The organism is Chromobacterium sp. IIBBL 290-4 (assembly GCF_024207115.1).
Taxonomy (GTDB): domain Bacteria; phylum Pseudomonadota; class Gammaproteobacteria; order Burkholderiales; family Chromobacteriaceae; genus Chromobacterium.
The window spans coordinates 1,927,975-1,952,324 of record NZ_CP100128.1; the positions used below are offsets into that span (position 1 = coordinate 1,927,975).

The 24,350-nt window shown below is 63.6% G+C and carries 20 protein-coding genes; 12 read left to right on the forward strand and 8 right to left on the reverse strand.

The features are described from left to right. The first annotated feature begins 48 nt into the window (after nucleotides 1–48). Entirely contained in the window at nucleotides 49–246 is a 198-nt protein-coding gene (locus NKT35_RS08985; RefSeq protein WP_254300661.1) for a hypothetical protein, read from the forward strand. Nucleotides 247–1,562: 1,316 nt separating this feature from the next. On the opposite strand, the gene NKT35_RS08990 is transcribed toward NKT35_RS08985, so the two are convergent. Next, nucleotides 1,563–2,495, reverse strand: a complete 933-nt coding sequence (locus tag NKT35_RS08990; protein ID WP_254294827.1) for an IS5 family transposase — start codon at nucleotides 2,493–2,495, stop codon at nucleotides 1,563–1,565. 167 nt (nucleotides 2,496–2,662) lie between these two features. Between NKT35_RS08990 and NKT35_RS08995 the strand changes: the two genes are divergently transcribed. Then, nucleotides 2,663–2,986, forward strand: a complete 324-nt coding sequence (locus NKT35_RS08995; protein WP_254300662.1) for a hypothetical protein — start codon at nucleotides 2,663–2,665, stop codon at nucleotides 2,984–2,986. 94 nt (nucleotides 2,987–3,080) lie between these two features. Here the strand turns inward: NKT35_RS08995 and NKT35_RS09000 are convergent, their stop codons facing one another. Both NKT35_RS09000 and NKT35_RS09005 read right to left on the reverse strand, forming a co-directional pair. Beyond that, nucleotides 3,081–3,446: a hypothetical protein gene (locus NKT35_RS09000; protein WP_254300663.1), complete on the reverse strand. Its 366-nt coding sequence runs from the start codon at nucleotides 3,444–3,446 to the stop codon at nucleotides 3,081–3,083. 222 nt (nucleotides 3,447–3,668) lie between these two features. Next, a complete protein-coding gene (locus NKT35_RS09005; RefSeq protein WP_254300664.1) occupies nucleotides 3,669–4,862 on the reverse strand; it encodes a GGDEF domain-containing protein in 1,194 nt (397 codons plus the stop codon). A gap of 255 nt (nucleotides 4,863–5,117) precedes the next feature. Between NKT35_RS09005 and NKT35_RS09010 the strand changes: the two genes are divergently transcribed. Together NKT35_RS09010 and NKT35_RS09015 are read left to right on the forward strand one after the other, a co-directional pair. Beyond that, complete coding sequence (locus NKT35_RS09010) at nucleotides 5,118–5,609, forward strand: GNAT family N-acetyltransferase (RefSeq protein WP_254300665.1); 492 nt, start codon at nucleotides 5,118–5,120, stop codon at nucleotides 5,607–5,609. Then, the gene (locus NKT35_RS09015) at nucleotides 5,599–6,363 is read left to right on the forward strand and encodes an HAD family hydrolase (protein ID WP_254300666.1); all 765 of its coding nucleotides are present in this window, start codon (nucleotides 5,599–5,601) and stop codon (nucleotides 6,361–6,363) included. Before NKT35_RS09010 ends, NKT35_RS09015 begins: the two co-directional genes overlap by 11 nt. 9 nt (nucleotides 6,364–6,372) lie before the next feature. On the opposite strand, the gene NKT35_RS09020 is transcribed toward NKT35_RS09015, so the two are convergent. From NKT35_RS09020 to NKT35_RS09035, 4 genes are all read right to left on the reverse strand, one after another. Then, nucleotides 6,373–8,664 carry a sulfatase-like hydrolase/transferase gene (locus tag NKT35_RS09020; protein WP_254300667.1) on the reverse strand — a complete coding sequence of 764 codons (2,292 nt, stop codon included), beginning with the start codon at nucleotides 8,662–8,664 and terminating at the stop codon, nucleotides 6,373–6,375. A 384-nt stretch (nucleotides 8,665–9,048) separates the two neighbouring features. Beyond that, on the reverse strand, nucleotides 9,049–9,228 hold the full coding sequence (locus tag NKT35_RS09025) for a hypothetical protein (protein ID WP_254300668.1): 180 nt from the start codon (nucleotides 9,226–9,228) through the stop codon (nucleotides 9,049–9,051). Nucleotides 9,229–9,264: 36 nt separating this feature from the next. Further along, nucleotides 9,265–9,525: a translation initiation factor IF-1 gene (gene infA / locus NKT35_RS09030; RefSeq protein WP_254300669.1), complete on the reverse strand. Its 261-nt coding sequence runs from the start codon at nucleotides 9,523–9,525 to the stop codon at nucleotides 9,265–9,267. A gap of 227 nt (nucleotides 9,526–9,752) precedes the next feature. Continuing rightward, nucleotides 9,753–10,526 carry a substrate-binding periplasmic protein gene (locus tag NKT35_RS09035; protein WP_254300670.1) on the reverse strand — a complete coding sequence of 258 codons (774 nt, stop codon included), beginning with the start codon at nucleotides 10,524–10,526 and terminating at the stop codon, nucleotides 9,753–9,755. Between the two features lie 234 nt (nucleotides 10,527–10,760). Here NKT35_RS09035 and NKT35_RS09040 point away from each other — a divergent pair, with 234 nt between their 5' ends. The 8 genes from NKT35_RS09040 to NKT35_RS09075 all read left to right on the forward strand — a co-directional run bounded on the left by NKT35_RS09040 (nucleotide 10,761) and on the right by NKT35_RS09075 (nucleotide 23,279). Further along, nucleotides 10,761–12,536 (forward strand): autotransporter assembly complex protein TamA, encoded by a 1,776-nt coding sequence (locus NKT35_RS09040; RefSeq protein WP_254300671.1) that lies wholly within the window; start codon nucleotides 10,761–10,763, stop codon nucleotides 12,534–12,536. 5 nt (nucleotides 12,537–12,541) lie between these two features. Then, the gene (locus tag NKT35_RS09045; RefSeq protein ID WP_254300672.1) at nucleotides 12,542–16,354 is read left to right on the forward strand and encodes a translocation/assembly module TamB domain-containing protein; all 3,813 of its coding nucleotides are present in this window, start codon (nucleotides 12,542–12,544) and stop codon (nucleotides 16,352–16,354) included. 206 nt (nucleotides 16,355–16,560) lie between these two features. Next, nucleotides 16,561–18,003, forward strand: a complete 1,443-nt coding sequence (locus NKT35_RS09050; protein WP_254300673.1) for an efflux transporter outer membrane subunit — start codon at nucleotides 16,561–16,563, stop codon at nucleotides 18,001–18,003. After that, the gene (locus NKT35_RS09055) at nucleotides 18,000–20,117 is read left to right on the forward strand and encodes an FUSC family protein (RefSeq protein WP_254300674.1); all 2,118 of its coding nucleotides are present in this window, start codon (nucleotides 18,000–18,002) and stop codon (nucleotides 20,115–20,117) included. The genes NKT35_RS09050 and NKT35_RS09055 overlap by 4 nt, the downstream gene beginning before the upstream one ends. Further along, on the forward strand, nucleotides 20,107–20,307 hold the full coding sequence (locus tag NKT35_RS09060) for a DUF1656 domain-containing protein (RefSeq protein WP_254300675.1): 201 nt from the start codon (nucleotides 20,107–20,109) through the stop codon (nucleotides 20,305–20,307). Before NKT35_RS09055 ends, NKT35_RS09060 begins: the two co-directional genes overlap by 11 nt. A gap of 22 nt (nucleotides 20,308–20,329) precedes the next feature. Continuing rightward, nucleotides 20,330–21,193, forward strand: a complete 864-nt coding sequence (locus NKT35_RS09065) for an efflux RND transporter periplasmic adaptor subunit (RefSeq protein ID WP_254300676.1) — start codon at nucleotides 20,330–20,332, stop codon at nucleotides 21,191–21,193. A 227-nt stretch (nucleotides 21,194–21,420) separates the two neighbouring features. Further along, nucleotides 21,421–21,888, forward strand: a complete 468-nt coding sequence (locus NKT35_RS09070) for a putative pterin-binding protein (RefSeq protein ID WP_254300677.1) — start codon at nucleotides 21,421–21,423, stop codon at nucleotides 21,886–21,888. Continuing rightward, nucleotides 21,888–23,279: a sensor histidine kinase gene (locus NKT35_RS09075; protein ID WP_254300678.1), complete on the forward strand. Its 1,392-nt coding sequence runs from the start codon at nucleotides 21,888–21,890 to the stop codon at nucleotides 23,277–23,279. Before NKT35_RS09070 ends, NKT35_RS09075 begins: the two co-directional genes overlap by 1 nt. Here NKT35_RS09075 and NKT35_RS09080 read toward each other — a convergent pair. Continuing rightward, complete coding sequence (locus NKT35_RS09080; RefSeq protein ID WP_254300679.1) at nucleotides 23,276–24,190, reverse strand: helix-turn-helix domain-containing protein; 915 nt, start codon at nucleotides 24,188–24,190, stop codon at nucleotides 23,276–23,278. The two genes, NKT35_RS09075 and NKT35_RS09080, sit on opposite strands and share 4 nt — an antisense overlap. Nucleotides 24,191–24,350 lie beyond the last annotated feature (160 nt).

Below are 24,350 nucleotides of genomic sequence, written 5' to 3' on the forward strand. Positions count from 1 at the left end.
CTCTCCCCGGGGGAGAGCGTCGGGCACTGAATTTCATCAGGAGTAGACATGCGTAATCATGTACTGGCAGCGGGGCTTGCGCTTGCCCTCGCGGCTGCCACTTTGTATCTAATCATCGCAGGAGTGGCCTATCTGCAACCTTATCTATTCCAGGTAAAGCCGCTTTATATGGTCATTTTTTCGACCACCGTTGTCGCGGCTTCCGGCTTGCTGGTGATTCGCCGCCGCTTGCGAAAGAGCGGCTAGGGTGCGTCACCCCGAAGGGGCGACGCACCGATTATGGTGTTGCGGTTTGGTGTCCGCTTCGCGGACGATGATTTTCATGGCGGGGCTGCCCGCCGGGCAGGTCAGGGAGCTGTCTCGCCAACTCCTATCGCTGAGCGAATCCAAGATTCGCACGCAGTCACCCCTAGGCGACCCCAGTAGCGCGGCGAAACCCCGTCTTCAAAGCCATTCCCAAGGAGCCGCCGGAACTAGCGGGGCGCTAACGTCGCCCCGCCTCGAACAGCCGGCGGCTTAAAACTTTGGAAATGGCTTCGGAGCCGGCTTGCGCTGATGGGGAATGGGGCGCGTCGGTTCGGTTTTATGTTCAAGATGGCCTGGGATTGGCTGGCGTGTAGGTTGGTGCTGAGCGTAGCGAAGCCCAGCTTACTTGGACCGATTAGGTTGCCAAGCCCCTCTCCCCTCGCGGGAGAGGGGTTGGGGAGAGGGGGCAACGCTAGGTGGCCTGTGCGTAGGCGAAGGTTTTGTGTCCGCTTTGCGGACGATGGATTTTGATGGCGGGGCTGCCCGCCGGGCAGGTCAGGGAGCTGTCTCGCCAGCTCCCCGACACCCCTAGGCGACCCCAGCAGCGCGGCGAAACCCCGTCTCCGAAGCCATTCCCAAGGAGCCGCCGGGACTACATGCGTGCGAATCTTTGATTCGCTCAGCGGTACGCGCTAACGTTGCCCCGCGTCGGACAGCCGGCGGCTTAAAACCATTGGAAATGGCTTCGGAGCCGGCTTGCGCTGATGGGAAATGGGGCGCGTCAGTTCGGTTTTGTGTTCTCGATGGCCTGGGATTCGTTGGCGTGTAGGTTGGTGCAGAGCGCAGCGAAGCCCAGCTTACTTGGACCGATTAGGAGGAGAGGGGCTTGTGCGTAGGCGAAGGTTTTGTGTCCGCTTCGCGGACGGATGATTTTGGTGCCGGTTCCGCCCGGCGGACGGGCCAGGGGCTGTGCGGCCAGCCCCTTGGCAATCCCAGGCCGCCCCAACAGCGCGGCGAAACCCCGGCTCCAAAGCCATTTCCAAGGAGCCGCCGGAACTAGCGGGGCGCTAACGTCGCCCCGCGTCGAACAGCCGGCGGCTTAAAACCTTGGAAATGGCTTCGGAGCCGGCTTGCGCTGATGGGGAGTGGGGCGCGCCGGTTCGGTTCTGTATAAAGGCAATGTACCATTTCTCATATCAAGTATGTCCAATCACTTCTTAAAATGATGGTTTCTATATTCGTATCCAATTCCACTTATGAGAGGCTTTGTTGCATAAATAGGCTTCGGCATGCAAAGCCCCTTTCCCCGGACGGATTTATGGCATGCGCACCGTCATCGGCGTCCCGAGCCGCGTGAAGCGGTTCAAGATCGCCGCTCGCACTTGGAGCTCTGCGACTTGACGGTCGAAGTCCCTTGCCATTACCCGCTCGCCCAGCAGCTTGAAACAGCGCATCTTGGTTTCCACCAGGCTGCGGCGATGGTAACCGCTCCATTTCCTCCAGATCGCTCGACCCAGGAGCCGGGTAGCACGCAGTATCTCGTTTCGGACATGGGCGCCCAACCGATTTTCCTTCCACGGCTTGGCATTCTTTCGGGTAGGAATCACCGCCTCGGCTTTTCGCTTGGCAATCGCTTCATGGCAGCCTTTGGTGTCGTAGGCACCATCGCCACTTACTGCAGCAATCCTTTCCCCCGCGGAAATCTGGTCCAGCAACTCCGGCAACATTGGCGCATCGCCCACCGCGTTGTCGGTCACTTCAATCGCCCGGATTTCCAGCGTCTGCGCATCAATGCCCAAATGCACCTTGCGCCACTGACGGCGGTACTCCGCGCCGTGTTTCTTCGTTTTCCATTCGCCTTCACCCAGCATCTTGATGCCGGTGCTGTCGATCAACAGGTGCAGCCCGGTCGTGGTTGGACGGCAAGGAATGGCCACCTGCAAATGCTTTTGCCGCCGGCACACGGTGCTGTAGTCCGGCGTCAGCCAGTCCAGCCCCGCCAGTTTGAGCAGGCTTTGCACCATACCCACGGCCTGTCGGAGCGCAAGATTGAACAGGCATTTGATCGTCAGGCAGAACTGAATGGCGGCATCGCTGAAAGTCGGTGTCCGTCCACGTTTGCCGACTGCAGAGCCATGCCAGCGCATGTCACGGTCCAACCAGATCATCAGCGACCCACGCGCCTTGAGCGCAGCATTGTAGGTCTTCCAGTTGGTGGTCTTGTACTTGGGCGGGGCGGGCTTGCTCATGCCGTCATTCTACCCCGCCTGCTGGGAGGGTGATTTGTGCAACAAAGCCGCGGCTCCTTGGAAATGGATTTGGGGGCGGGGTTTCGCAGCGCTGTCGGGGCGGCCTGGGGGTGCCGGGGGGCTGGCCGCGCAGCCCCCTGGCCCGCCTCCGGGCGGAACACTACGATATGAAGAGCCACTTTGATCAAAGCACGCCCTGGCTATTAGGCTTAGTTCCGCTGAGCCGCGCGGTGATGGAGGCGGTGCTGCGCAGCCCGGGGCCTTGGCAGCATTCGCGCTGGGTGGTGGCGCTGGATTACGAGCGCCACAACAAACAGCGCTGGCCGCATGGCAAGCTGATCGGCCTCAGCAGCTCCGTGGCCACGCTGGAGGGCTTGGCCGAGCTGATCGCCGAGCCGGGCCGGATGCCGGTCAACAATACCGATCTGGTCAAACTGGCCGCCGCCTGCCATTTGCGGCTGGCGGAATGGATGGGGCGGATTGCCGGCTGAAAGAGCGGGGCCCATCAATCCAGGCCCGCTGGGCGGGCCTGGCAGAAACAGCCGTTTGGGCTGCGATGGCGCAATCGAGGCTAGACGGGTTGGCTTACTGTTGCAGCGAAACCGGGGAGGATACCCATACCACGCCCACTTCGGGGTTGGTGTACACCGGCTTCAGAGCGGCACCGTTGAGGCTGACGGCATAGGCTTGCGGGCCGCCCCAATTGATGCCAGTGGCCACCAGCGTGTAGGCGCCGGGAGCCAGATAGACGTTGTAGTTGCCGGACAGCGGGGTGGTGACGCCGTTCAGGTTGAGCGGGCCGGTATATTGGCCGGACTGCAGGCTGATGGTGAAGTTGACCGGCTCATTGTTGCCGCTCTTGATGTCTGCGATCTGGTAGCTGTTGGCGCCGGTGTAGGCGATCAGCACGAGTTCGTTGTCGCAGGCGGTGATGGTAAGGGTATTGGCCATAACTTTCTCCTTTAAAGGCGATCTCGGGACGGAGTTGAGGCGGCGCTGAAAACCAGCCCTGGGACTATAGAGCACAGGATTCGCTAATAACCCTTAATTACGCTTTTCGAGTATTTGCGCTTAGCGTGATGCGAGACACTGAGGGACGACGCGCTGATGCTTGAACCGATGGCGCGGGCTGGCGGCGGCAGGAGCAGTCTCTTGGCATCAGCAGCGGGGTGCTTAGGCTTGCGGCTCGCCAGGCGCCGGCGGCGCGATGCTCACCACCCTATCCCGCCCGCCGTCCTTGGCCTGATACAGCGCCTTGTCCGCCCGCGCCAGCGTGTTGTGTATCCGTTCGCCGTTCATCCACAAGGTGACGCCCACGGAGAAGGTCTGGCCGTCCGGCAGGTTGCGGCGTAAAGACTCGATGCGGGCGACGGCTTGCGACAGGTCGCAGTCCATCAGCGCCAGCACGAACTCCTCGCCGCCGAAGCGGGCGAACAGATCCGACTGCCGCATGCGGGATTTGATCAGCAAGGACGCCTCCCGCAGCAGGCGGTCGCCTTCCGGGTGGCCGTAGGTGTCGTTGAATTGCTTGAAGTGGTCCAGATCGAACAAGGCGACGGCGACGGGCTGGCCGTAGCGTTTGGCGGTGGCCAGCATCATTTCGATTTGCAGATCCCAGGTGCGGCGGTTGGGAAGCTGGGTCAGTTCGTCGGTGCCGGCCAGCGATTCCAGCTTCTGCATCAGGCTGCGCATCTGTCCCAGCCATTTGTGCAACAGCCGCACCAGCAGAATGGCCATGGCGCTGGCGATGATCCACATCACCAGCATCATCCAGCGGGCGACGATGCCGTAGGAGTTGGACTGCGCCACCTTTTTCATCAGGTCAAGGGTGATGGATACAGCCAGCGCGTTGGTGTTTTGCGAAATGTGGGTGAAGATCTGGATTTCCTCGCCCATCACCAGTTTGGACGCTTTGTCGCGGGCGATGGGAGAGCCGGAGCGGTACATGGCGATGATGTCGCGGTCCATTTCCATGAAGGCGTTGAAATCCTTTTGCACGCTGTCCAGCTGGCTGCGCTGGTCGGCGCTGAGGGTCATGCCGCGCAAGGTTTGGATGTCGCGGCGGAAGTTGTCGGCCGAACGCAGGAATTCCGAACGGGAAATCGCGTCGTCGCGGCTGGCGCCCTCCACGCTGCGGATGATGTCGAAGGCGTAGCCGGTTTGCCAGCCGTTAAGATCGGCGGCGTCGAATTTCACCTCCATCGCCGCCTGGGCGATGGCGATGTAGTCGACGATCTGGGCGCGGCCGTCCTCTTCCATCTTTTCGATATAAAACGACAGCAGCGGCAACAAGCCCATGCACAACAGGATGGGCGCGGCCACCATGATGGCTTTCAGCATGATGCCTTTGTCGTTGTTGTCGGACATGATCGTTCTACCGGTGCGCGGGAGGAGCTTCCAACTGGCCGCGCTTGCGTCTCGCGGGCTTGTTTCAAGATAGATCGTTTTTGTAAGAACAAATACTTATGGTTCATGCGGCGACTTTTGTCATCCAGGCAATGCCTAAGGCATAATGTCGCCGCGGCGCAGCCGGCGGTTTGCGCGCGTTCCGGGCCTGCGCATGGGCCATAAGCGGCAGGCCATCGCGGCATATTGATTGATGCAGTCTTGAAGGTTTCCAGCATGCGGATTCGACAGATCGAGGCGGACGATTTCGCCGTTCTTTCCTTGGCCATGGATGATTGGTGGGGCGGCAAGCCGGTGCGTCACCTATTGCATCGCATGTATTTCGACCATTTTTCCAGCACCAGCTTCGCGGCGGTGGAGGGGGACGAGGTGATTGGCTTCCTGGTCGGTTTCCGTTCCCAATCGCAGCCTGAACAGGCTTATATCCATTTGGTGGGCGTGTCGCCGCAGGCGCGCGGGCGTGAGGTCGGCCGCAATCTGTACCGGCATTTTTTCGAGGCGGTCGGCAAGTCCGGATGTCGGGAAGTGCGTGCCATCACCTCGCCGGGCAATGCCGCATCCATCGCTTTTCATCGGCGGATGGGCTTCGCGCTGCTTCCGGGCGATGGCGTAGAAGAGGGCGTGCCGGTGATGTACGACTACAGCGGGCCGGGCCAGCATAGGGTGGGCTTCCAGTTGCGGCTGGATGCGGATGCTTATGGGGCGTAGCGCCGGCGCATGCGCGCCATCAGTTTCCGTCGAGCGCGGCAGGCTGCGATGCGGCGCGCGTCTGCCGCAGGCGGTTTTCTTCGATCTGGACAATACCCTGGTGCATCGGAACGCCAGCATCGATTTATACGCGCGCCGGTTCTGGCGGGATTTCGGCCATGTCATGGCGGGCGGCGGCGCGGATGATGCCGCGGCGGTGATCAAGCGTTTTGACAATGGCGGCTATCTTCCCGCCGGCTCGCCGTTTGCTTCGATCAAGCAGGCGGTGTCCCATGGCTTGCAAACCGAGCTGGCCTGGCGGCGAGCGCCTGAGCACGAAACCTTATTGGCGCACTGGGAGCGTTATAACGCCGTCTGCACGGCGGCGATGCCGGGCGCGGCGCAGGCGGTGGCCTGGCTGCTGAGCGTGGGCGCGCGCATAGGCGTGGTTTCCAATGGCAGCCATCGCACCCGGCTGGAAAAAGTGGCGCAGCTGCCATTCGCCGCCGCCATCGAATTGACCATCAGTTCGGAATCGGCGGAGGTAAAAAAGCCGGACCCGGCCATTTTTCTGATGGCGGCAGACGCGATGGGCGTGCGGCCGCAAGACTGCTGGTATGTCGGCGACCATCCGCTGAATGACGCGCAGGGCGCCATGCGCGCCGGGATGCATCCGGTCTGGCTGCAGGGTTTCCATCCTTGGCCGGAGGACATGCCCGCCGCGTGTTGCGCCATTCCTGCGCTTGAGGCTTTGGCCGGCTTGGCCGACGCGTAGCGGGCGCGCTCAGTAGGTGTTGGGGTCGGAGGAAGTGTCCATGATGATGAAGTCGAAATCCTGGCGCGGGAAGGCATGGAAATCTTCCGCGCGGATGGCCCAGGTGCCCCATTTCAATTGCCGGGCGGCCGGTATTTTCTTGATGGCGGCGTAGCCGTCGAAGTCGAAGCTCAGGTTGGTGAAGATGCCCGATGAAACCGCCTGTTCGACGATGTCTTCCAGCTTGTTGCAGGCGCCTGCGTTTTTGGCCGGATCCATGGCGCAGGGCACGGAAACGTCGCCGTTAACGTAATAAGACGTTCTCGCGCCCAGCGCTCTCAAGCCCGCGCCGCACTGCTGCAGTTCCGGCAGCCGTTGAATGGCGGGTGGCGGGAACTCCACCAGCAGCTGCCCGACGCGGTTGCGGTTCTTGCCCAGATAAGCCAGCAGCCGCAGACAGGCTTCGGGCTGGTCCAGATTTTTCGAATCTATCCACAGCTTGGTCTTGCGGGCCTCGGCAATCTTGAAAATATCCTCCACCAGCATGCCGGTGGACGGCAGCGGCGGATGATGCACCGTCAGCTTGTCGCCCTCCACCACCATGTCGAACTCCAGGCAATTGGTGATGGCCGCGCCGCGCAGCGCCTTGGCGATGGAGTTGGAGCGGTGGTAGCAAATGGGGATGTCCGGCCCCAGTTTTTCATGGATGGTGGCGATATAGGTCGGCGCGGGCGTGCCGACGCGCAGGCGGTTGCCAGGCAGGCCGGCGCGGAGGTCGTAGTCGATGTTGATTCTTTGCTCGTCGCCCTGGATGTCCCGCTTCAGGATATAGGGCCTGGGGTGCGGCAGATGGGACGCCAGCGTGGGAATGGGCAGCGGCGTGGCGGAGCTGACGCCCAGCAGATCCAGAATGCTGGGGGTGATTTGATCCAGTAGGCGCACGCGGTTTTCCGCGGCGGCTTGCCGGTATTGCCGGACGCGGTCGGGATATTTGTCCTGGTAGGCCTGATTGAAATACAGGATCAGCGGCACCGTGGACATTTCGTCGATGTAGCGCGAGGAGTCGTGGCCGCGCAGGGTATAGGCCGAATCGCCGTGATCGGAAAAATACACCAGGACGGCGGGCTGGAGCCGCTGGCGGATGTTGTCGATGGCGTGGGCGACGTTGCGGTCGATATAGGTGATGGCCTGGTTGTAGTCGGCCACGTTTTGGCGCAGATCGGCCCGGAGCAGCCTGGGCATGCTATTGCCGAATAAGCCGTCGGGCTGGATGTCCGGCATGGCCACCGGCTGGGTCAGGCTGGGATCGATAAAGTTCAGATAAGGACCATGGCCGGCGTAAGAGTGGAAAAACACCACGCCTGGCGTGGCCAGCGCCGTCTCCAGCAATTGGTGCCCTTCGGTGCGGGGTTCGGAGAAATTGCCTTTGTATCGGTCTTCGGGATGCAGATCAAAGCGCATGCCGTCATAGATGAAGTGCGAGAACGAGGCGAAGGAGCCGTTCAAGGGCTGGATGGAATACAGCCTGGGTTGCAGGCCCGCTTGATGCAGGATAGCGCCGATGCCGTATTTCAGATGGTGCAGGTCTTTATCGCTGACCGTGATGGACAGGGCGCGCAATAAGCTCAGCGAGGTATGGGTGTGGGTGGAGCGCACCTTGTCGAAGCGGAGAAAGCCCGCATCATGGCTGGCCAGATAGTCCAGGCGGGGGGTGGTGGGAAAGGGATAGCCGTACAGGCTCATGTTCAGGCTGGAGGTGCTTTCGCCGATGTAAACCAGCATGTCCACCTTGTCCCGGCTGCTGAAGCCTTGAGGCTTCTGGCCAAACTCCGCCGCGAGATGGTCGATGAATCCCCGGCCGGCGGCAAAGCCTGAATAGCCCAGAAAAACCAGGTAGGAAACCATTACCATTTCCAGCAAGGCCAGTTGTTTTACAAGCCTGAGCCGGCGGCGGCTCCACGCATGCAGCGCGGCGGACAGCAGCAGCGCGTCGAGCAGCACCACGATGGTGGGCTTCTCGCTGGCGGTCTGGATCAGTATCTGCAGAAACAGGGTGCGGAAAGTGGCGAGCCAGAACAGCGCTTCGCGCCAGTTGAAGGCGTTCAGCTCCAGAAACGAATCGCCGCCCAGGCCGGAGAGCCAGTCTATCAGCCCATTGACCGTGCCTATGCTGAGCAGGCCCAGCGTGGCGAACAGCAGGGCCGAGACATACTTTTTCCGCGACAACAGGAAATGCCAGGCAAAAGTGAACAGCAGGGCGGAAAACAGAATGACTGTCCAATTTTCTATCGACTTGCCGATGATTTTGGATAACCACTCCATGACGCGCCCCTGATTGACTGGATATTGATGAAGCATCGGCAAGGCTGCCGCGAGAGGGCGGCGGCGCTGCAAGTTCATCGGCTGCGAGAAGCTTTATTGTCGGGACGGCGGTTAGCGTCTGCGCCTGTCCGTCGCTTAATTGTGTCGGCGATGGCGATGAGCGGCCATCTCTCCCATCCGGAGAGCCTGAACGGGAGTCATTTCATTTTATGATTGGCTGCGGCTCGGCGGGGTGAAAGTTTGCGATCAAATGTTGCAACAATTACCCATTTTGGGTATGTGGAAAGCGGGGCGCGGGCAGCCACTGCGCTTGGCTTGGGAAAAGGGCTGGGAAGGGAGGCTTTTTGCCGGCGGCGGCGTGAGATGCGCGCGCCGGCTGAGCGCTCAACCAGCGGTGACGTAGGCTTCGCCGGAGTATTCGGCGGTTTCGATGCCGAAGGCGGAGCGGAAGGTCACCATGAAGCGGCGTCCCAGTTGCTGGATGGCCAGCACTTCGAAAGAGACGGGCGACTGGTCGATGTGTTGGGTGATGCGATCACCCTGTTTCAATTCTTTGATTTTCATTGGGTTTCCATTCTAGGCCACCCAATGGGCGGCCTGTTACGGGCGGCGGTGGGGCGCTGCGCCCATATCGATTTTCGGTGTCGGATGACGGAAATTGATCCGCCCCTTGGTGAGATCGTAGGGGGACATTTCCACGGTAACTCGGTCGCCAACCAGCACGCGGATGCGGTGCAGTTTCATCTTGCCCGAGCCATAAGCAAGAATCTCTACGTTGTTGTCCAGGCGAACGCGGAAACGCGATTCCGGCAGCATTTCAATGACAACACCTTGCAGTTCGATCATGTCTTCTTTGGACATGGCAGCTCCAATTCTGAAATAGTAGGCAGCCGCGCGAGCGATGCGTCACACGCGGCGTATTGCTTCGTAAACCTGAGCGGAAATTGCTATCGGCGCGACAGCAGTTAAGGCAAGGCAAACCGCTGTTGGGGCGCGGCTTGAGAAGAGGCTGCCAAGATTATCAATCTAATTGATTGATTTGTCAAATTTAATTGATTTTCTTTGCCTCGGCGAAACGAGCCCGGCCTTTAGAACATCAGCGCCTTTTCCACCTCGTCCGCCGGCAGGTAGCGGGAAAAGATGCGGCGCAGCGTGCCATCCTGTTTCATTTGCGCTACCAGCTTGCGCAGCTGGGCCCTTTCCGTTGCGGCCAACAGCGTTTTGCTCAGCACCAAACAGCCCAGGACCGGCGGCTGCTGCGTTTGCCAGTCGTAGATGCGCACCCTTTCCTCCAATCCATTCTCCTTCAAGTACTTGAGATAGAAAACGGGGATGGAAATCACCAATTGGGCGTGCCCGCGCGCCAGCATCAGGAACAGGCTCTGGGTGTCCGGCACCTCGGTCACCGCGCCGCGGGCGCGCAAGCGCGCAATCAGGCCATCATAAGGATTGCCGTAGGCGAAGCCGCGCACCACGGCGACGCGGGCGGCGGGATCGGCAAGCAGGCTGGCAGGGGTGGGATACCTCCCATCCAGCGTCAGCGCGCGGTTGCTTTGCGCGATATAAGGGATGAATTCCGCGAAACGGCCGCGTTCGGCGGTTTCCACGCCGGAGGTGGCCATGGCCAGTTTGCCGCCGGCCAATTGGCTCCAGATGCGGGCGCGGGGCATGTCCTGCCGCAGGAAGACATAGCCGCCCCGCCGCGCCAGCTCGTCTATCACGTCCGCGTCTATCCCCTTGCCGTCGCTATATTCCAATCCGGCTTCGTAAAAGCCTATGGACAGCGCGGGCCGTTCGGCAAGCGGCTCGGCGCGGCATGGCGCGCAAGCGATGGCCAGCAAGAGCAATAGCGTCTTTTTCAAGATCGGCGGCCTGGGGAGAAGGTAGACACAATCCAGTGTAGTGTTTATTCCGGCGGCTATGGCGGCAGCGGATCTGCATCTGGGCGCAGGGCGCGGACGGCAATGTGTAGATATAGGGAACTTGCGCGCCGCTAGGCAAGTCTGACCCGGCTGTTTGACAATCGCTCAGCGTCGCCAGCCCGGCCGACTTCCGCTACCATGCCGTATCGCTTTCACATTCGGACGCCGCCCAGCTTGCCGATCATTTCGACTACCTTTTCCGCCGCGCGCCGCCGCTCTCGAAGCCTGCGGCTAAGCGTCCTGGCCGTCTGCCTGTGGGCAGGCGCCGCCCATGCCAAGCCCGATTACACCGTGGATATCGACGCGCCGGCCAATCTGGCGCAGCTGCTGCGCAATAATCTGGAGCTGGTGGCGGGGCAGCAAGATGCGGACATCGACCAAGGCTGGTTGGATGAATTGGTGAAAGAGGCGCCGGACGAGGCGAAGAAGCTGCTGGATACCGAAGGCTATTTCCATGCCAAGGTGTCCGCCAAGCTGGAAAACGGCAATCAGGTGAAGATCAAGGTGGAGCCGGGCGAGCCGGTGTTGATCGACGATGTCACCATCCGTCTGGTCGGCTCGATCCGCGAGCAGGCGGATTACCAGCAGCGCTTCGCCCAGGCGCTGGAGGCGTGGGCCTTGCCTATGGGGGCGCCGTTCCGCCAGGAAGACTGGGACGCCAGCAAGCGCGCGGTGCTGCGCAAGGTGCAGGCGGACAGTTTTCCCAGAGCCAGGATGACGGCGAGCGAGGCCAGAATCGATCCAGCCAGCGGCAAGGCGACGCTGGATGTGACGGTGGACAGCGGCGCGCTGATCCGCTTCGGCGACATCCAGGTGAAAGGCATGAGCCGTTATCCGTCCGACCTGGCCAATGGCTTGGCCGACTTCAATCCCGGCTCGGCCTACAACCAGCAGAAGTTGCTGGATTACCAGTCGGCCTTGGAGCAGTCGCCGTATTTCTCCTCGGTGATCGTCAGCCCGGATTTCGACCATCTCGCCGACAACCGGGTGCCGGTGGCGGTGGATGTGGTGGAGCTGCCGCGGCAAAAGCTGGAGTCGGGCCTGACCTATGATTCCGATGTCGGCCCCGGCGTGCGTCTCGGCTACGACCACTACAATATTTTCCAGCGCGGCTACACCGGTTCCATGCTGGTGGACTGGAAGCGCGAGCAGCAGTCGTTGAGCCTGGGCCTGGGCTTTCCGCGCCAAGCGGACGGCTATTCCCACTCCATCACCAGTTCCTTCAAGTCGGAAACGGTGCAAGGCCTGAAAACCGATACCGTCGATGCCGGCCTGTGGCGCATCCGCAGCCGCGGCAATATCGAATCGCGGCTGGGCGTGGAGTTTTTGAAGGAAAGCGAGGAGGCCGGCGGCGTCACCTCGCGCGATACCCACGTCAGCCAGCTGGTGTATGGCTGGACCCAGCGCGCGGTGGACGATCCGATGCGGCCGCGCAGCGGCTATCTGCTGGATGCCCGGCTATCGGGCTCGCTGGGCATGCTGGGTTCTTCAACTTCGATTATCCGGGGCTATGGCCGCGCCGTCGGCTATTGGTCGCCGTTCCCCAAATACGGCACTTTTGTCGGCCGGATAGAGCTGGGCCAGGTCTGGGCCAAAGACGGCGCCGAAGTGCCGTCCGCCTTGCTGTTCCGCGCCGGCGGCGCCAATAGCGTGCGCGGCTACGATTACCAAAGCCTGGGCTTGCCCGGCCCCAACGGCTCGGTGCTGGGCGGCCGCGTGGTGGCCACCGGCAGCGTGGAATACCAGATTCCGATCAAGCCGGACTGGCGTTTCGCCCTGTTTTCCGACGCCGGCAACGCCGCCGACAGCTGGAAGGGCTTCCAGACCATGCGCGCCTACGGCGTGGGCGTGCGTTGGCTCAGCCCGGTGGCGCCGCTTTCTTTTGACATCGCCAAGGGTGAGAACGACGGCAAGCTGCGTTGGAACCTCAGCCTGGGCCTCGCTTTCTGATCGCCATGAACGAGCAAGCCACCCCGCAAACCCCGCCGCAGGAGCAGGCGCCGCCGCCGCGCCGGGCGTCTTTCTGGCGCATTTTTCTCTTCAGCCTGCTGTTGCTGTTCGCCGCCCTGGTCTCCGGCCTGGCTTGGCTGAGCGCCAGCGAGGCGGGCTTCGCCTGGGCATTGCGCGCCGCCGGCCAACTCAGCGGCGGGCATTTCAGCGTGGCCAAGGCCGAGGGCACTTTATGGCGCGGCTTCGCCTTGCGCGATGTCCGCGTGCGCAGTGCTTACGACGACATCGATATCGAATCGTTGCGGCTGGACTGGCAGCCCGAGCGCCTGTGGCGCGGCTGGCTGGATGTGGACCGCTTGGCGCTGGGCCATGTGCGCGTCGCCAGCCGGCCGCAGCCGCAAGAAAAAACCGCGCCGCCGCAGGCTCCGCGGACATTGTCCCTGCCGTTCAAGATCCATGTCGGCGAGCTGAGCCTGGCCAGCCTGACGCTGCAGCCTGGCCAGTTGAGCCTGTACCGCCTGAGCGCGTCCTACCGTTATGACGGTGCGAACCATAGCCTGCAATTAAAGCGCCTGGACACGCCCTGGGGCGGCTTGCGCGCCGGCGTGAATCTGGCGGCGGCGTCGCCGTTCGCGCTGAGCGGGCAATTGGCGGCGCAGGGCGAATTGGAGCATGTGGCGGTGAAGGCCGAGCTGAAGGTGTCTGGCAGCTTGCTGCAGCCGGCGTTCGCCGGGGAACTGGACGGCAAGGGCGTCAGCGTCGATGTCAGCGGCGCGCTGAAGCCTTTCGAGGCCAACGCCTTCAATCGGCTGACGCGTTTGGACGCCCGCGTCGGCAACATCAATCCGCAAGCCATTCTGCCAAGCTGGCCCAAGGGGCGGGTCAGCTTCGCCGTATTCGCCGAACCGGATGCCGGCCAGCGGGTCAAGGGCGGGCTGACGCTGATCAATGCCGAATCCGGCGCGCTGTCGGCGCAGCATCTGCCGCTGTCCCTGCTGGCGGGCGAGTTCCGCGCCGACGCGCAGGCGCTGGAGCTATACAACAGCTATGCCGAGCTGGCGGGAGGGCGAGTCGATGTCGCCGGCGAGCTCAAGTCGGATCGGATCAAGCTGGCGCTGGATCTCAAACAGCTGGCTTTGCGCAAAATCCATGAGGCCGCGCCGGACGACGCCATCAGCGGCCGCGTGACGCTGGAAGGCGCGCCGTCCGCGCCCAATATCGCGGCGCAGCTGAAGGGCAAGTTGTTGCAGGCGGAGGCGCTGACGGAGTTTTCCTCCGGCAAGCAGCCGGCGCTGTTGCTGAGAAAGCTGGAGCTGTCGGCGGGCGGCGGGCATTTCAGCGCCGCCGGCAAGCTGGGTTTGGCCGGCAAGCAGTTGTTCGAATTGAATGGGCAGTTGAGCCGGGCCGATCCCTCGCGGCTGCTGCCCAGCTTGCCCAAGGGCGATCTGAACGCCAGCCTGAAGCTGGGCGGCCAACTGGCCGAGCCGATGGAGGTGGGCGCCAAGCTGCAGTTCGCGCCCAGCAAACTGTCCGGCGCGTCCTTGTCCGGCAGCGCCAATCTGTTGCTGGCGCAAGAGCGGCTCAAGCAGCTGCTGATGGATGTGCGGCTGGCGGACAACCGTCTGCAAGCCAGCGGCAGCTACGGCGCGGCGGGCGACAAGCTCAAGCTCGCCATCAACGCGCCCAATCTGTCCTTGCTGGGGCCGGGCTTCGCCGGCACGGTGCAGGGGCAGGGCGAACTGGCCGGCGTGCCCAAGGCGCCGCTGCTGAACGCCAAGCTGCAGGCGGAGCGTCTGCGCCTGCCGGGCGGCGTGTCGCTGCAGTCCATGCAGTTTTCCGGCAATATCAAGGCGGATCAGGCCAGCCCCTTCCAGCTCAGCCTGGATGTGGCGGCGCTGCAGGCGGGCGGCCTGCGCGCCGAACAGCTGCGCGCGCGCGCCTCGGGCACGCGCGCCAAGCACAGCTTGCAGCTGGATGGCCGCTTCCGGCTCAACGATCTGGCTTACGGCCTGCAATTCGCCGCCGCCGGCGGCCTGGGCGCGAACCATGATTGGCAGGGCGGCGTGCAGCGGCTGGAATTGTCCGGCTCGCCGGCTATCAGCCTGTTGTCGCCGGTGGCGCTGACGATAGGCGGCGACGGCCAAGTAAAGCTGGGCGCGACGCGCCTGTCCGCGCTGGGCGGCAATTTGAGCCTCAGCGACTTCACTCGCCAGGCCAATGGCGCGCTCAGCGGCCATGGCAGCGCGCGCGGCCTGCGCTTGGCCGAGCTGGGCAGCCTGCTCAAGCTGCCGATCGAGCACAATCTGCAATTCGACGCCGACTGGGGGCTCAGTCCCGCCGGCGTCGGCCAGGTGTCGGTCTGGCGCAGCGGCGGCGACATCCAGCTGCCCTTGGACAAAAAGCGCAAAGCGCCGCTGGGCCTGAAGACGGCCCGGGCGGATTTGACGCTGGACGGCCGCATGCTGAACTTCAACGTCAATCTCGACAGCCGCTTCGCCCAGGCTCAGGGCCAGGGCAGCCTGCCGTGGAACGGCGGCCAGATCGACGGCCGCACGCCCTTGTCCGGCACGGTGCGCGCCAGCCTGCCGTCATTGGCGGTGTTGGCGGAGCTGGCGGGGCCGGGCTTGGAGCTGGGCGGGCAGTTGAGTGCCGCCATGGAGCTGAGCGGGCCCTTGTCCCAGCCGCAGGCGCAGGGACAGATACGCGGCGAGCGGCTGAAGCTGGCCGATCATCGCACCGGCATCACCTTGGATCAGGGCAGCTTGCTGGCCAGGCTGGATGGCCGCCAGCTGCAATTGCAGCAGCTGCGTTTCGTCAGCGGCAAGGGCGAGGTCAATGCCAGCGGCTCGCTGGACTTCAGCCATGAGCAGCCGGACGCGCGGGTGAAGGTGACGCTGCAGCGTTTCAGCGTGTTCGACAAGCCCAACCGGCGGCTGGTGGTGTCCGGACAAAGCGAGCTGGCCTTTATCGGCGGCAAGCTGTCGCTCAATGGCCGCATCCGTTCCGATTACGGCCGGGTGGGCTTGCCCAAGCTGGGCGCGCCCGATCTGGGCGGCGACGTGGTGGTGGTGGGCCGGGCGGCGCCGGAGCCCTCCGCCTTCGCCAGCATGCCTTTGACCGTGGCGCTGGACCTGGATCTGGGCGACCGCTTCCGCTTCTCCGGCCAGGGGCTGGATGTCGAACTGTCCGGCCAGGTGCGGGTGACGGCCAATCCGGGCGAAGCGCCGGCGGCCAAGGGCCAGGTCAAGGTCGACAAGGGCCGTTACAAGGCATACGGCCAGGATCTGGATATCACTTTCGGGGCCATCACCTTCAATGGTCCGCTGGACAATCCCTTGCTCAATGTCCAGGCCACCCGGCGCCTGTCGCCGGTGGGCGCGGGCGTGGAGGTGAGCGGTTCGGTATCGGCGCCGAAAGTGCGGCTGATCACCGATGAGCCGATGGCGGACAAGGACAAGCTGGCCTGGCTGGTGTTGGGGCGGGCCGCCAGCGGCGATCGCGACAACAACGATCTGGCGGCTTCGGCCGGCATGATGCTGGCCGGCTCCATCAACGACCACGTCGGCCTGTTCGACGATCTGGGCGTGTCCAGCCGCAAGGAGAGAACGCTGGCCAACGGCACGGTCAGCCCGGCCGAACAGGTGGTGACGGTGGGGCGGCAGCTGACGCGCGAGCTGTATCTGGGCTACGAATACGGCATCAGCAGCGCGGATCAGGCGGTCAAACTGGCTTACCAATTGTCCAAGAGCTGGTCGGTGATTCTGAAAGCCGGCACGGCGATGTCGGCCGAGTCGCGCTACACCGTGCGTTTTGATTGACGCTTGCCGCTGGCGGCCTGGGGCCGTCCAGCGCGCGGAGCGCTTGCGCTATATTGAGTTGTCGAGGGGGAGCTGGGGCGGCAGGAGCTGGCCTAGGATCTCTGCGATGAGATTGTCATCATTCGATGTTAGAATGGCGAAACGATTTCGATTCGCCTTGGCCGCCGCGCGGCCTTCTCTTTTTTTGGTTGGTGTAGGTGCGACGGATGCCTAGGTTTCACAAGATCACAGCGTGTCTGCTGGCGATGACGCTGGCGGGGTGCGCCGCTGTCGGCGATAACGGCTCGCGGGCAAGATTATTGGACCCGAATAGCCTGGAAGGCGGCGCCGCGCTGGCCGCCGCCGCGGATAAGGCGGCTTGGCCGAAAGGCGAGTGGTGGCGCGAGCTGAACGATCCGCAGCTGAGCGGTTTGATCGCGGCGGCCTTGACCGGCAATCCCAATCTGCAGGCGGCCGAAGCCCGTCTGGCGCAAGCCAGGGCGCTGGCCGGCGTCGCCGAGTCCGCCACCCGTCCGCAAGTGGCGGGCGAGTTGTCGCTGACCCGGCAGCGTTATTCCGAGCAAGATTTCATTCCGCCGCCCGAAGCCGGCAACTATTCCTGGTACAACCATGCTTCGCTGAACGCCGGCTACGATCTGGACCTGTGGGGACGTCAGCGCGCGACGCTGGCCGCCGCGCTGGATCAGGCCGAGGTGCTGGCGGCCGAGGCGCAGCTCGCCAGGCTGAATCTGTCCACCGCCATCGTCCGCGATTACGCGCGGCTGGCCGTTCAATACGAAATCAAGGATCTGCTGCAAGACAGCCTGGCGCAGCGCGAGCGTTTTCTGCAGTTGGCGAAAAAGCGCAAGGCGGCCGGGCTGGGCACCGAGGCCGAGGTAGTGCTGAGCGAGTCGCGCTTGCCGGCCTTGCGCAATCAGATCGAGCAGATCGACGAAAACATCTCCTTGCTGGACAATCAGCTGGCGGCGCTGTCCGGCCAGGGCCCGGGCGCGGGCGACAAGCTGCATAGGCCCGCGCTGAAGCCGGCCGAGCGCGAAGCGGCGCTGCCTGCGGTTCTGCCCGCCGAGCTGATCGGCCGCCGGCCTGACGTCGTCGCCCAGCGCTGGCAGGTGGAGGCGGAGGCGAAGAAGATAGACGCCGCCCGCGCCGCCTTCTATCCCAATATCAATCTGTCGGCCTTCATCGGCTTCCAGGCCATCGGTTTCGACAATTTCCCGTCCTCGTCCACCGCGGTGCGCGGCGTCGGCCCGGCCATTAGCCTGCCCATCTTCGAAGGCGGCCGTTTGCGCAGCCAGCTGGGCGCGCAGTCCGCCGCCTATGACGCGGCGGTGGCGGCCTACAACGCCAGCGTGGTGCGGGCGCTGAACGAGGTGGCCGCGGCGGTGACGCGCTCGCGCTCATTGGCCGAGCAGCAAAAACAGGCCGAGCAGGCGCGCGCCAGCGCCGAGCGCGCGCTGAAATTGGCGCAGCAGGGCTTCCGCGCCGGCTTGTCGGAGCAGGACGGCGTGCTGTCGGCCAGATTGTCGCTGCTGGACGCTAGGCAACAGCTGGCGCGAATCCATGGCGAGCGGCTGGACAGCTATGCTGCTCTGATGAGCGCGCTGGGCGGCGGCGTACAGACGCGCGCGCCGCAAGGGGCTGGCAGATGAGCGGCAGCCTGGCCGCGGCTGGCCGGCGCGTCGCCGCCGACTGGCTGGCCACTGAGGGCGAGAGCTGGAGTTTCGCCGCCAAAACCATGTTGTCGGCCTTCGCCGCCTTGTGGATCGCGTTCCGGCTGGGGTTTGATTCGCCCAGCACGGCGATGATTTCGGTATTTCTGGTGGCCTTCCCGCGCAGCGGCGCGGTGCTGGAAAAAAGCGTGTACCGGATACTCGGCACCCTGGTGGGCAGCGTGATGGCGCTGGGTCTGGCCGGCGTGTTCGATGGCCAGCCGGTGCTGATGCTGATCAGCATGGCGCTGTGGGTGGGCGTCTGCGCCAGCGGCGCTACGCAGTATCGCGATTCGCGCTCCTACGCCTTCGTGTTGTCCGGCTACACCGCCTGCATCATCGGCCTGCCGGCCTTGAACCATCCCTTGGCCATCTTCAACCTGGCGGTGACGCGGGTGTCCGAAATTTCCTTGGGCATTTTGTGCTGCGCGCTGGTCAACGATTTCATCCTGCCCAAGAGCCAGACCGAGCTGGTGGTCCGCACCGTGCGCAGCCGCTATCACGGTTTCGCCTTATTGTGCCGGCAAGCCTTGGCGCAGCGACTGGACAAGTCCACGCTGGAGGCGACGCAATTGCGCTTCGCCGCCGATATCGCCGCGCTGGAGGCCGGGCGCGCCGCCGCTTTTTTCGAGGCCGGCAATCTGCGCGCGCGCAGCAATCAGCTGCATGCCTTCAACGCCACCTTCATGGCGGCGCTGACGACCTTCCATACCTTGCACCGGCAGATGGAGCGGCTGCGCGCCGACGCGGCTTCGCCGCTGCTGGGCCTGCTTTATCCCTTGTTCGCCCTGGCCGCCGAGGCCTTGGAGCGGGAGGACGGTCCGGCGCGCACCGCGCTGGAGGCCGGCGAGACGCTGGAAAAACTGGAGGCGATGCGGCCGGCGCTGGCCCAAGGGCTGGAAGAGGCGCGGGAAAGGCTGCTGGCGATGCCGCATGACGAGACGCAGCGCATCGAGTTCGATACCGCTTCTGAATTGCTGCAGCGTTTCGTCGACGAAATGGTGAGCTTCACCGCCGTCTACCATGGCTTGAAGCAGCGCCATCCGCGGCAAGTGGAGGCGCTGGCCTATTCGCCGCGCACGCCGGCCGCCATCGTGCTGGCCAGCGGCGCGCGCGCCGCCCTGACCCTGCTTACGCTGTCCCTGGCCTGGTATTGGCTGGCCTGGCCCAGCGCCCTGGGCGCGGTATTGCTGGCGACCATTTTTTGCGGCCTGGCGTCGTCGTCGCCCCGGCCGACGCTGATGGTGAAGCAGATTCTGATCGGCTTCGCCGTGGGCACGCCGCTGGCCTATGTCTGCGCCTTCTGGATGGTGAACCAGGCGGAAGGCTTTGCGCAGCTGGCCTTGGCGATGGCGCCGTTTTTGGCCCTGGGCTGCTATTTGAAGAGCCTGCCCAAAACAGCGGGCATCGGCACCGGCATCATCCTGATGATCGCCCAAGGGGTGGAGCCGCAAAACCTGATGCGTTTCGACGTGACCGGCTTTTTCAACGACAGCATCGCCCGCTTGCTGGGCCTGGGCTTGGCGGCGCTGTTCTTCGTGCTGGTGTTGCCCGAGCACACCATGGGCTCGCGCCGCCATATCGCCGCGGCCCTGTGGCGCGAGGCGCGCTCCACCTGCCGCGCCGCCTTGCCGCATTTGCGGCAGCGTTTCGGCAATCGCATTCGCGACCTGCTGAACCAACTGAGCGCGGCGCCCGGCCCGCGCGACGATCCGGCGCGCCAGGCCACGGTCAGCCAGGCCATCACCTTGCTGGAGATGGGGCTGGCCATTGTCGATTTGCGCGAGCTGGCCGACGGCGCGCCCTCGGCGGTGCGCCAGGCCTTGCTGGAGGCGGTGGCGGCATTGGACCGCTATTTCGCCGCGCCGGACGAGGCCGCCCTGCGTCAGGCCCTGGCCGCCTTGCGGGCGGGCGGGCCGCCGATCCGGGAGCGCCAGGCCGCGGCCTGGCCGGATGAGTTCGCGCGGCTCAAGCGCATGCTGGCCACGCTGCATTTGATTCATACCTCGCTGTTGGACGCGCTGCCGGATACGGGAGAAAACCATGCCGCGTGAAATCGCCGTATACGGTATTTTGTTGCCCACTTTATTGCCTATTTTCATCGCCAGCCTGCTGCTGCAAACCGGCGCGGATTGGCTGCTCGGCAAGCTGGGCGTTTACGAGCGGGTATGGCATCCGGCCTTGTTCCGCTGGTGCCTGCTGGCTGTGATCTTCGGCGGCCTCGCCTTGCCGCTTTATCGTTGAACCCGTTTTCTGGACTTACGCCATGCGCGCCAATCTCGTCATCCGTTATCTGATCACTCTCGCCATGCTTGCCGCCGCCGTCTGGATAGGCAAAGCGCTGTGGGACCACTACATGCTGTCGCCGTGGACGCGCGATGGCCGCGTCAAGGCCGATGTGGTGACCATCGCCGCCGACGTGTCGGGCCTGGTGACCCAGGTGGCAGTCAAAGACAACCAGCTGGTGCGCAAGGGCGAGGTGTTGTTCGAGATCGACCCGGCGCGCTACCGCGCCGCGTTGGCGCAAGCCGAGGCCGCCCTGGCCGGGCACAAGGCGGACAAGCAGCGCCGCGGCAAGGAAGCCGCGCGCCGCGCCAGCCTGGACAGCGCCATCGTATCGACCGAAAGCCGCGAGAGCGCCGATTTCGCCGCCACGGCGGCCGATTCGCAGTACCAGGCCGCGCTGGCCGCCCGCGATCTGGCGGCGCTGAATCTGCAGCGCGCCGTGGTGCGCGCGCCGGCCGACGGCTATGTCACCAACCTCAATGTCCATCCCGGCGATTACGCCGCCGCCGGCGCCGCCCGCTTGGCCCTGATCGACAGCCATTCCTTTTATGTGGATGGCTATTTCGAGGAAACCAAGCTCGGCAGCCTGAAGGTGGGCGATCGCGCCGATGTGACGCTGATGAGCGACGGCCGCCTGTTGAAGGGCCGCATCGCCAGCATCGCCCGCGGCATCACCGACCGCGACGCCGCCACCGGACGGGAATTGCTGGCCGATGTGAACCCCACGTTCAACTGGGTGCGATTGGCGCAACGGGTGCCGGTGCGCATCGAACTGGATGCCTTGCCCAAAGATCTGGCGCTGATCGCCGGTCAAACCTGCACGGTGGTTGTGGGCGGGCGCTGAGGCCTGTTTGGCGTCAATACATGAATATCGGCTAGGCGATACGAGTTCCATCGGCATTCCGCGTATGACTTTGTTGGCCCGCGCTGCGCGTGCTGCGGCGCTCTGCCAGCGGGCCGCAGCCTCTCCTTGCCGGGCGACTGGCTAGACGCCGCCGCTGATGGTAGGCTTGGCCGTTTTTCAGCCCGGTTTTGGGCAAGCGGTCGCGGGAGGGGGAGATGGTGAGACGAGTGATATGGCTTGTCCTGGCGCTGTTCTGGATGGGACAGGTCCAGGCTCAGGACTTGTTGGTGGTGACGGGCAAGATCGGGGCGAGCAACGACCCCAACGGCAACACTTATCATTTCAGCGAGCAGGCCCTGCTGCGCCTGCCGCAGTACACCATCAAGACCCGCACCACCTGGACGCCTACTTCCGCCTTCACCGGTCCCCGCTTGGCGGACGTGCTCAACGCCGTGAAGGCGAAGGGGCATAAAGTGGATGTCGTCACCTATGACGAGTTCCGGGTCAGCATTCCGCTCAGCGATCTGGACCGCTACCGCCCCGTTCTGGCGCATACGGTGGATGGGAAGCGGCTCAAGCGCAGCGATTTCGGCCCCCTGTGGCTGATGTATCCGGTCAGCGATTTTCCTGAACTGCAGCAAGTCCGCTCCGACGCCAAGCTGGCTTGGCAGATCAAGGCGCTGGTGGTGTATTGATGAGCGCCGGCATTCGCAGGTCGCAGGGCTGGCAGTGGCTGGCCTATCTATTCCTGGCTGTGCTGCTGCCCATGCTCTGTTTTTTCTATGTGCAGAGCACGCTGTTTTCCAAGCAGGTGCTGGAGCAGGCGGCGGGGCCGGGCGAAGGCTACTATTGGGCGGCGTCCCAGTACCGCTATGCGATACAGCGGATGAATATCGAACTGTCGGCTTACTCTTTGAAAGAGGAAAGCTACGAAGAGCTGATGCTGGCGCATGATGTGCTGCGCTCCAAGTACTTGGTGCTCAGCCGCTCGGTGTCGCCGCAGCTGGGCACGGTGCAGGAATACGTGGGCTTGCTGCATCGCAGCGAAGCTTTCATGCGCGAGGTGGACAAGCTCTTGCCGCTGGTGCGCGACAACCCCGGCGCCGCCATCGCGCTGCGGCGCGAATTCCGCGACATGACGCCTGTCATCGCCGATCTGGTCATCGCCGCGCACGACGAAGAGGTCAAGCTGCGCGATATCTCCATCAACCAGACCATGCGGCTGCGGCATTTCGCCTTGATCAGCCTGATCACCTGGGCCTTGTTGGCCATCTTCCTGGGTTGGGAGCTGTGGAAGGCGATCCGCCGCCAGGAGGTCATCGAGCTGCAGCGCGAGGCCATCCTGGCGGAACGGCAGGCGCACGAGGAGGCGGTGCGGATGGCGCTGGCGCGCTCCACCCTGCTGTCCACGGTCAGCCATGAGGTCTTGACCCCTCTGCACACCATCCAGGGCGGCGTCGAGCTGCTGGGCGAGATGGTGCGCAATCCGCGGGTGGGGCGCACCTTGGCCAATGTGCGGACGGCGGCCGATTATTTGTCGCAATTGATGCAGGACTTGCTGGACATGGGGCGCCTGGATGCCGGGCGGATGATGCTGCGGCCTGGCGCATTCCGCGCCGATCAGCTGGTGGCCAGCGTGGTGGGCGAGTTTCGTCCGGTGGCGGAAGCCAGAGGCTTGAGCCTGGCGTTTGAGGGTTGCGGGTTGGTCCGGCCGGTGTATGCCGACGCCACCCGTTTCCGGCAAATCGTCAGCAATCTGATTTCCAATGCCGTCCGTTATACCGACGAGGGCGGCATCCGGGTCGCGTTGAGTTATGAGTCCGGGACGGACGACAGCTGGCTGTTGGTGACGGTCAGCGATACCGGGATAGGCATACCCGAATCGGAGCAAGCCGGGCTGTTCGAGCCCTTCGTCCAACTGGCCAACGGCGGGCCGCGCGGCGGCGCCGGCATGGGGCTGGCGATCGTGGCCAGGATAGCGGTGCTGATGAATGGCGGCGTGCGCCTGGTCAGCAGCGCGCCGGGGAAGGGATCGGTATTCGAGATCCGGCTGCCGCTGCTGTGGGCGCCGGATGCGGCGGCTTAACGGGCTTCGCCGCCAGGCTCTTGCTCTCTCAGATCTTTTTTCAGCTGCGCGACGATGGGTTTGAACAAACCGGTCTTCTGGAAGTAGCGCACGCCGTGGCGATCGATCGCGCGTTCGATTTCCGCCTCGCTGGCTTCGCCGGTGATCAGCATTATGGGCGTGTCGGGCGGCAGGGTGCGGCGGATCTCCTCGATCAGCGGCTCGGTGTTTTCGCCCTGGCCCATAGACCAATCCAGCACGAAGGCGTCGTAGCGGGTGGTTTGCAGCGCGGCGCGCGCCGCCGCCGTGCCGGTGAAGGTGTCGGCGAGGAAGCCGGCCTGCTCCAGAAAGCTCTGCATCACTTCCGCGGTTTCCGCTCTATCGTCGACAACGGCCACGCGATGATTGTTCAGGCCGGATTCCACCATCAAACAGGCGATCACCGGGCGTAATTCGCATGCTCCCGGCGCATCGCCTTGCAGGCCGAACCACCATTCGCCGCTGTCCTGGCAGCGCCAGGCGACATTCCGTGCATTATTCGCACGTTCTATCTTCCCAAGCCAAACAATGCAGCTGTCCATACCTTCTGCCGGTTGCCAGGCTCGCGCGCTTGTGGCGAAGAGCTCATCCGATGCCAGGCCCTCCATGCGCAAGGTGGCGGACAGGCTTTGGCTTTGAAAGGCCGCGGCTTCTTCCTGGCTGGAGGAAGTCAGACCCAACAGGTAGTCGGATGAGCAGGAGAGCGCGCCGGCAACCTTGGCAAGTTCTTCAATATTCAGGGCAATTCCGCCGCGCAGCTTGCGATTGGCGCTGGATAGATCGATCTCCAGCAGGTTCTTCAGCCAGACATTGCGTTCCCGCTCGGCAATGCCCCGCAGTTCAAGCAACTGTGTGAGCCGAGATAGGAACAGCGGCTTGAAATCATCGGTCATCAACGAGCTCCGGGCAGGGTGCGAGGGGTGCGAAATCCTAGCAGCAATTCCAGGGAGTGACAAACTGGCAACACTCAACTACAGAATAGTTTGCATATTTCGCATGATCTATGCAAAATATGTGCGGTAAGTGCACACTCTCTTTGGCCACCAGCGGTAT

Coding starts and splice junctions, on each gene's coding strand:
- NKT35_RS09055 (WP_254300674.1), top strand. CDS start 18,000: ATGAGCGGCAGCCTGGCCGCGGCTGGCCGGCGCGTCGCCGCCGACTGG.
- NKT35_RS09065 (WP_254300676.1), top strand. CDS start 20,330: ATGCGCGCCAATCTCGTCATCCGTTATCTGATCACTCTCGCCATGCTT.
- NKT35_RS09080 (WP_254300679.1), bottom strand. CDS start 24,190: ATGACCGATGATTTCAAGCCGCTGTTCCTATCTCGGCTCACACAGTTG.
- NKT35_RS09045 (WP_254300672.1), top strand. CDS start 12,542: ATGAACGAGCAAGCCACCCCGCAAACCCCGCCGCAGGAGCAGGCGCCG.
- infA (WP_254300669.1), bottom strand. CDS start 9,525: ATGTCCAAAGAAGACATGATCGAACTGCAAGGTGTTGTCATTGAAATG.
- NKT35_RS09020 (WP_254300667.1), bottom strand. CDS start 8,664: ATGGAGTGGTTATCCAAAATCATCGGCAAGTCGATAGAAAATTGGACA.
- NKT35_RS08990 (WP_254294827.1), bottom strand. CDS start 2,495: ATGAGCAAGCCCGCCCCGCCCAAGTACAAGACCACCAACTGGAAGACC.
- NKT35_RS09005 (WP_254300664.1), bottom strand. CDS start 4,862: ATGTCCGACAACAACGACAAAGGCATCATGCTGAAAGCCATCATGGTG.
- NKT35_RS08985 (WP_254300661.1), top strand. CDS start 49: ATGCGTAATCATGTACTGGCAGCGGGGCTTGCGCTTGCCCTCGCGGCT.
- NKT35_RS09015 (WP_254300666.1), top strand. CDS start 5,599: ATGGGGCGTAGCGCCGGCGCATGCGCGCCATCAGTTTCCGTCGAGCGC.
- NKT35_RS08995 (WP_254300662.1), top strand. CDS start 2,663: ATGAAGAGCCACTTTGATCAAAGCACGCCCTGGCTATTAGGCTTAGTT.
- NKT35_RS09025 (WP_254300668.1), bottom strand. CDS start 9,228: ATGAAAATCAAAGAATTGAAACAGGGTGATCGCATCACCCAACACATC.
- NKT35_RS09050 (WP_254300673.1), top strand. CDS start 16,561: ATGCCTAGGTTTCACAAGATCACAGCGTGTCTGCTGGCGATGACGCTG.
- NKT35_RS09060 (WP_254300675.1), top strand. CDS start 20,107: ATGCCGCGTGAAATCGCCGTATACGGTATTTTGTTGCCCACTTTATTG.
- NKT35_RS09075 (WP_254300678.1), top strand. CDS start 21,888: ATGAGCGCCGGCATTCGCAGGTCGCAGGGCTGGCAGTGGCTGGCCTAT.
- NKT35_RS09000 (WP_254300663.1), bottom strand. CDS start 3,446: ATGGCCAATACCCTTACCATCACCGCCTGCGACAACGAACTCGTGCTG.
- NKT35_RS09010 (WP_254300665.1), top strand. CDS start 5,118: ATGCGGATTCGACAGATCGAGGCGGACGATTTCGCCGTTCTTTCCTTG.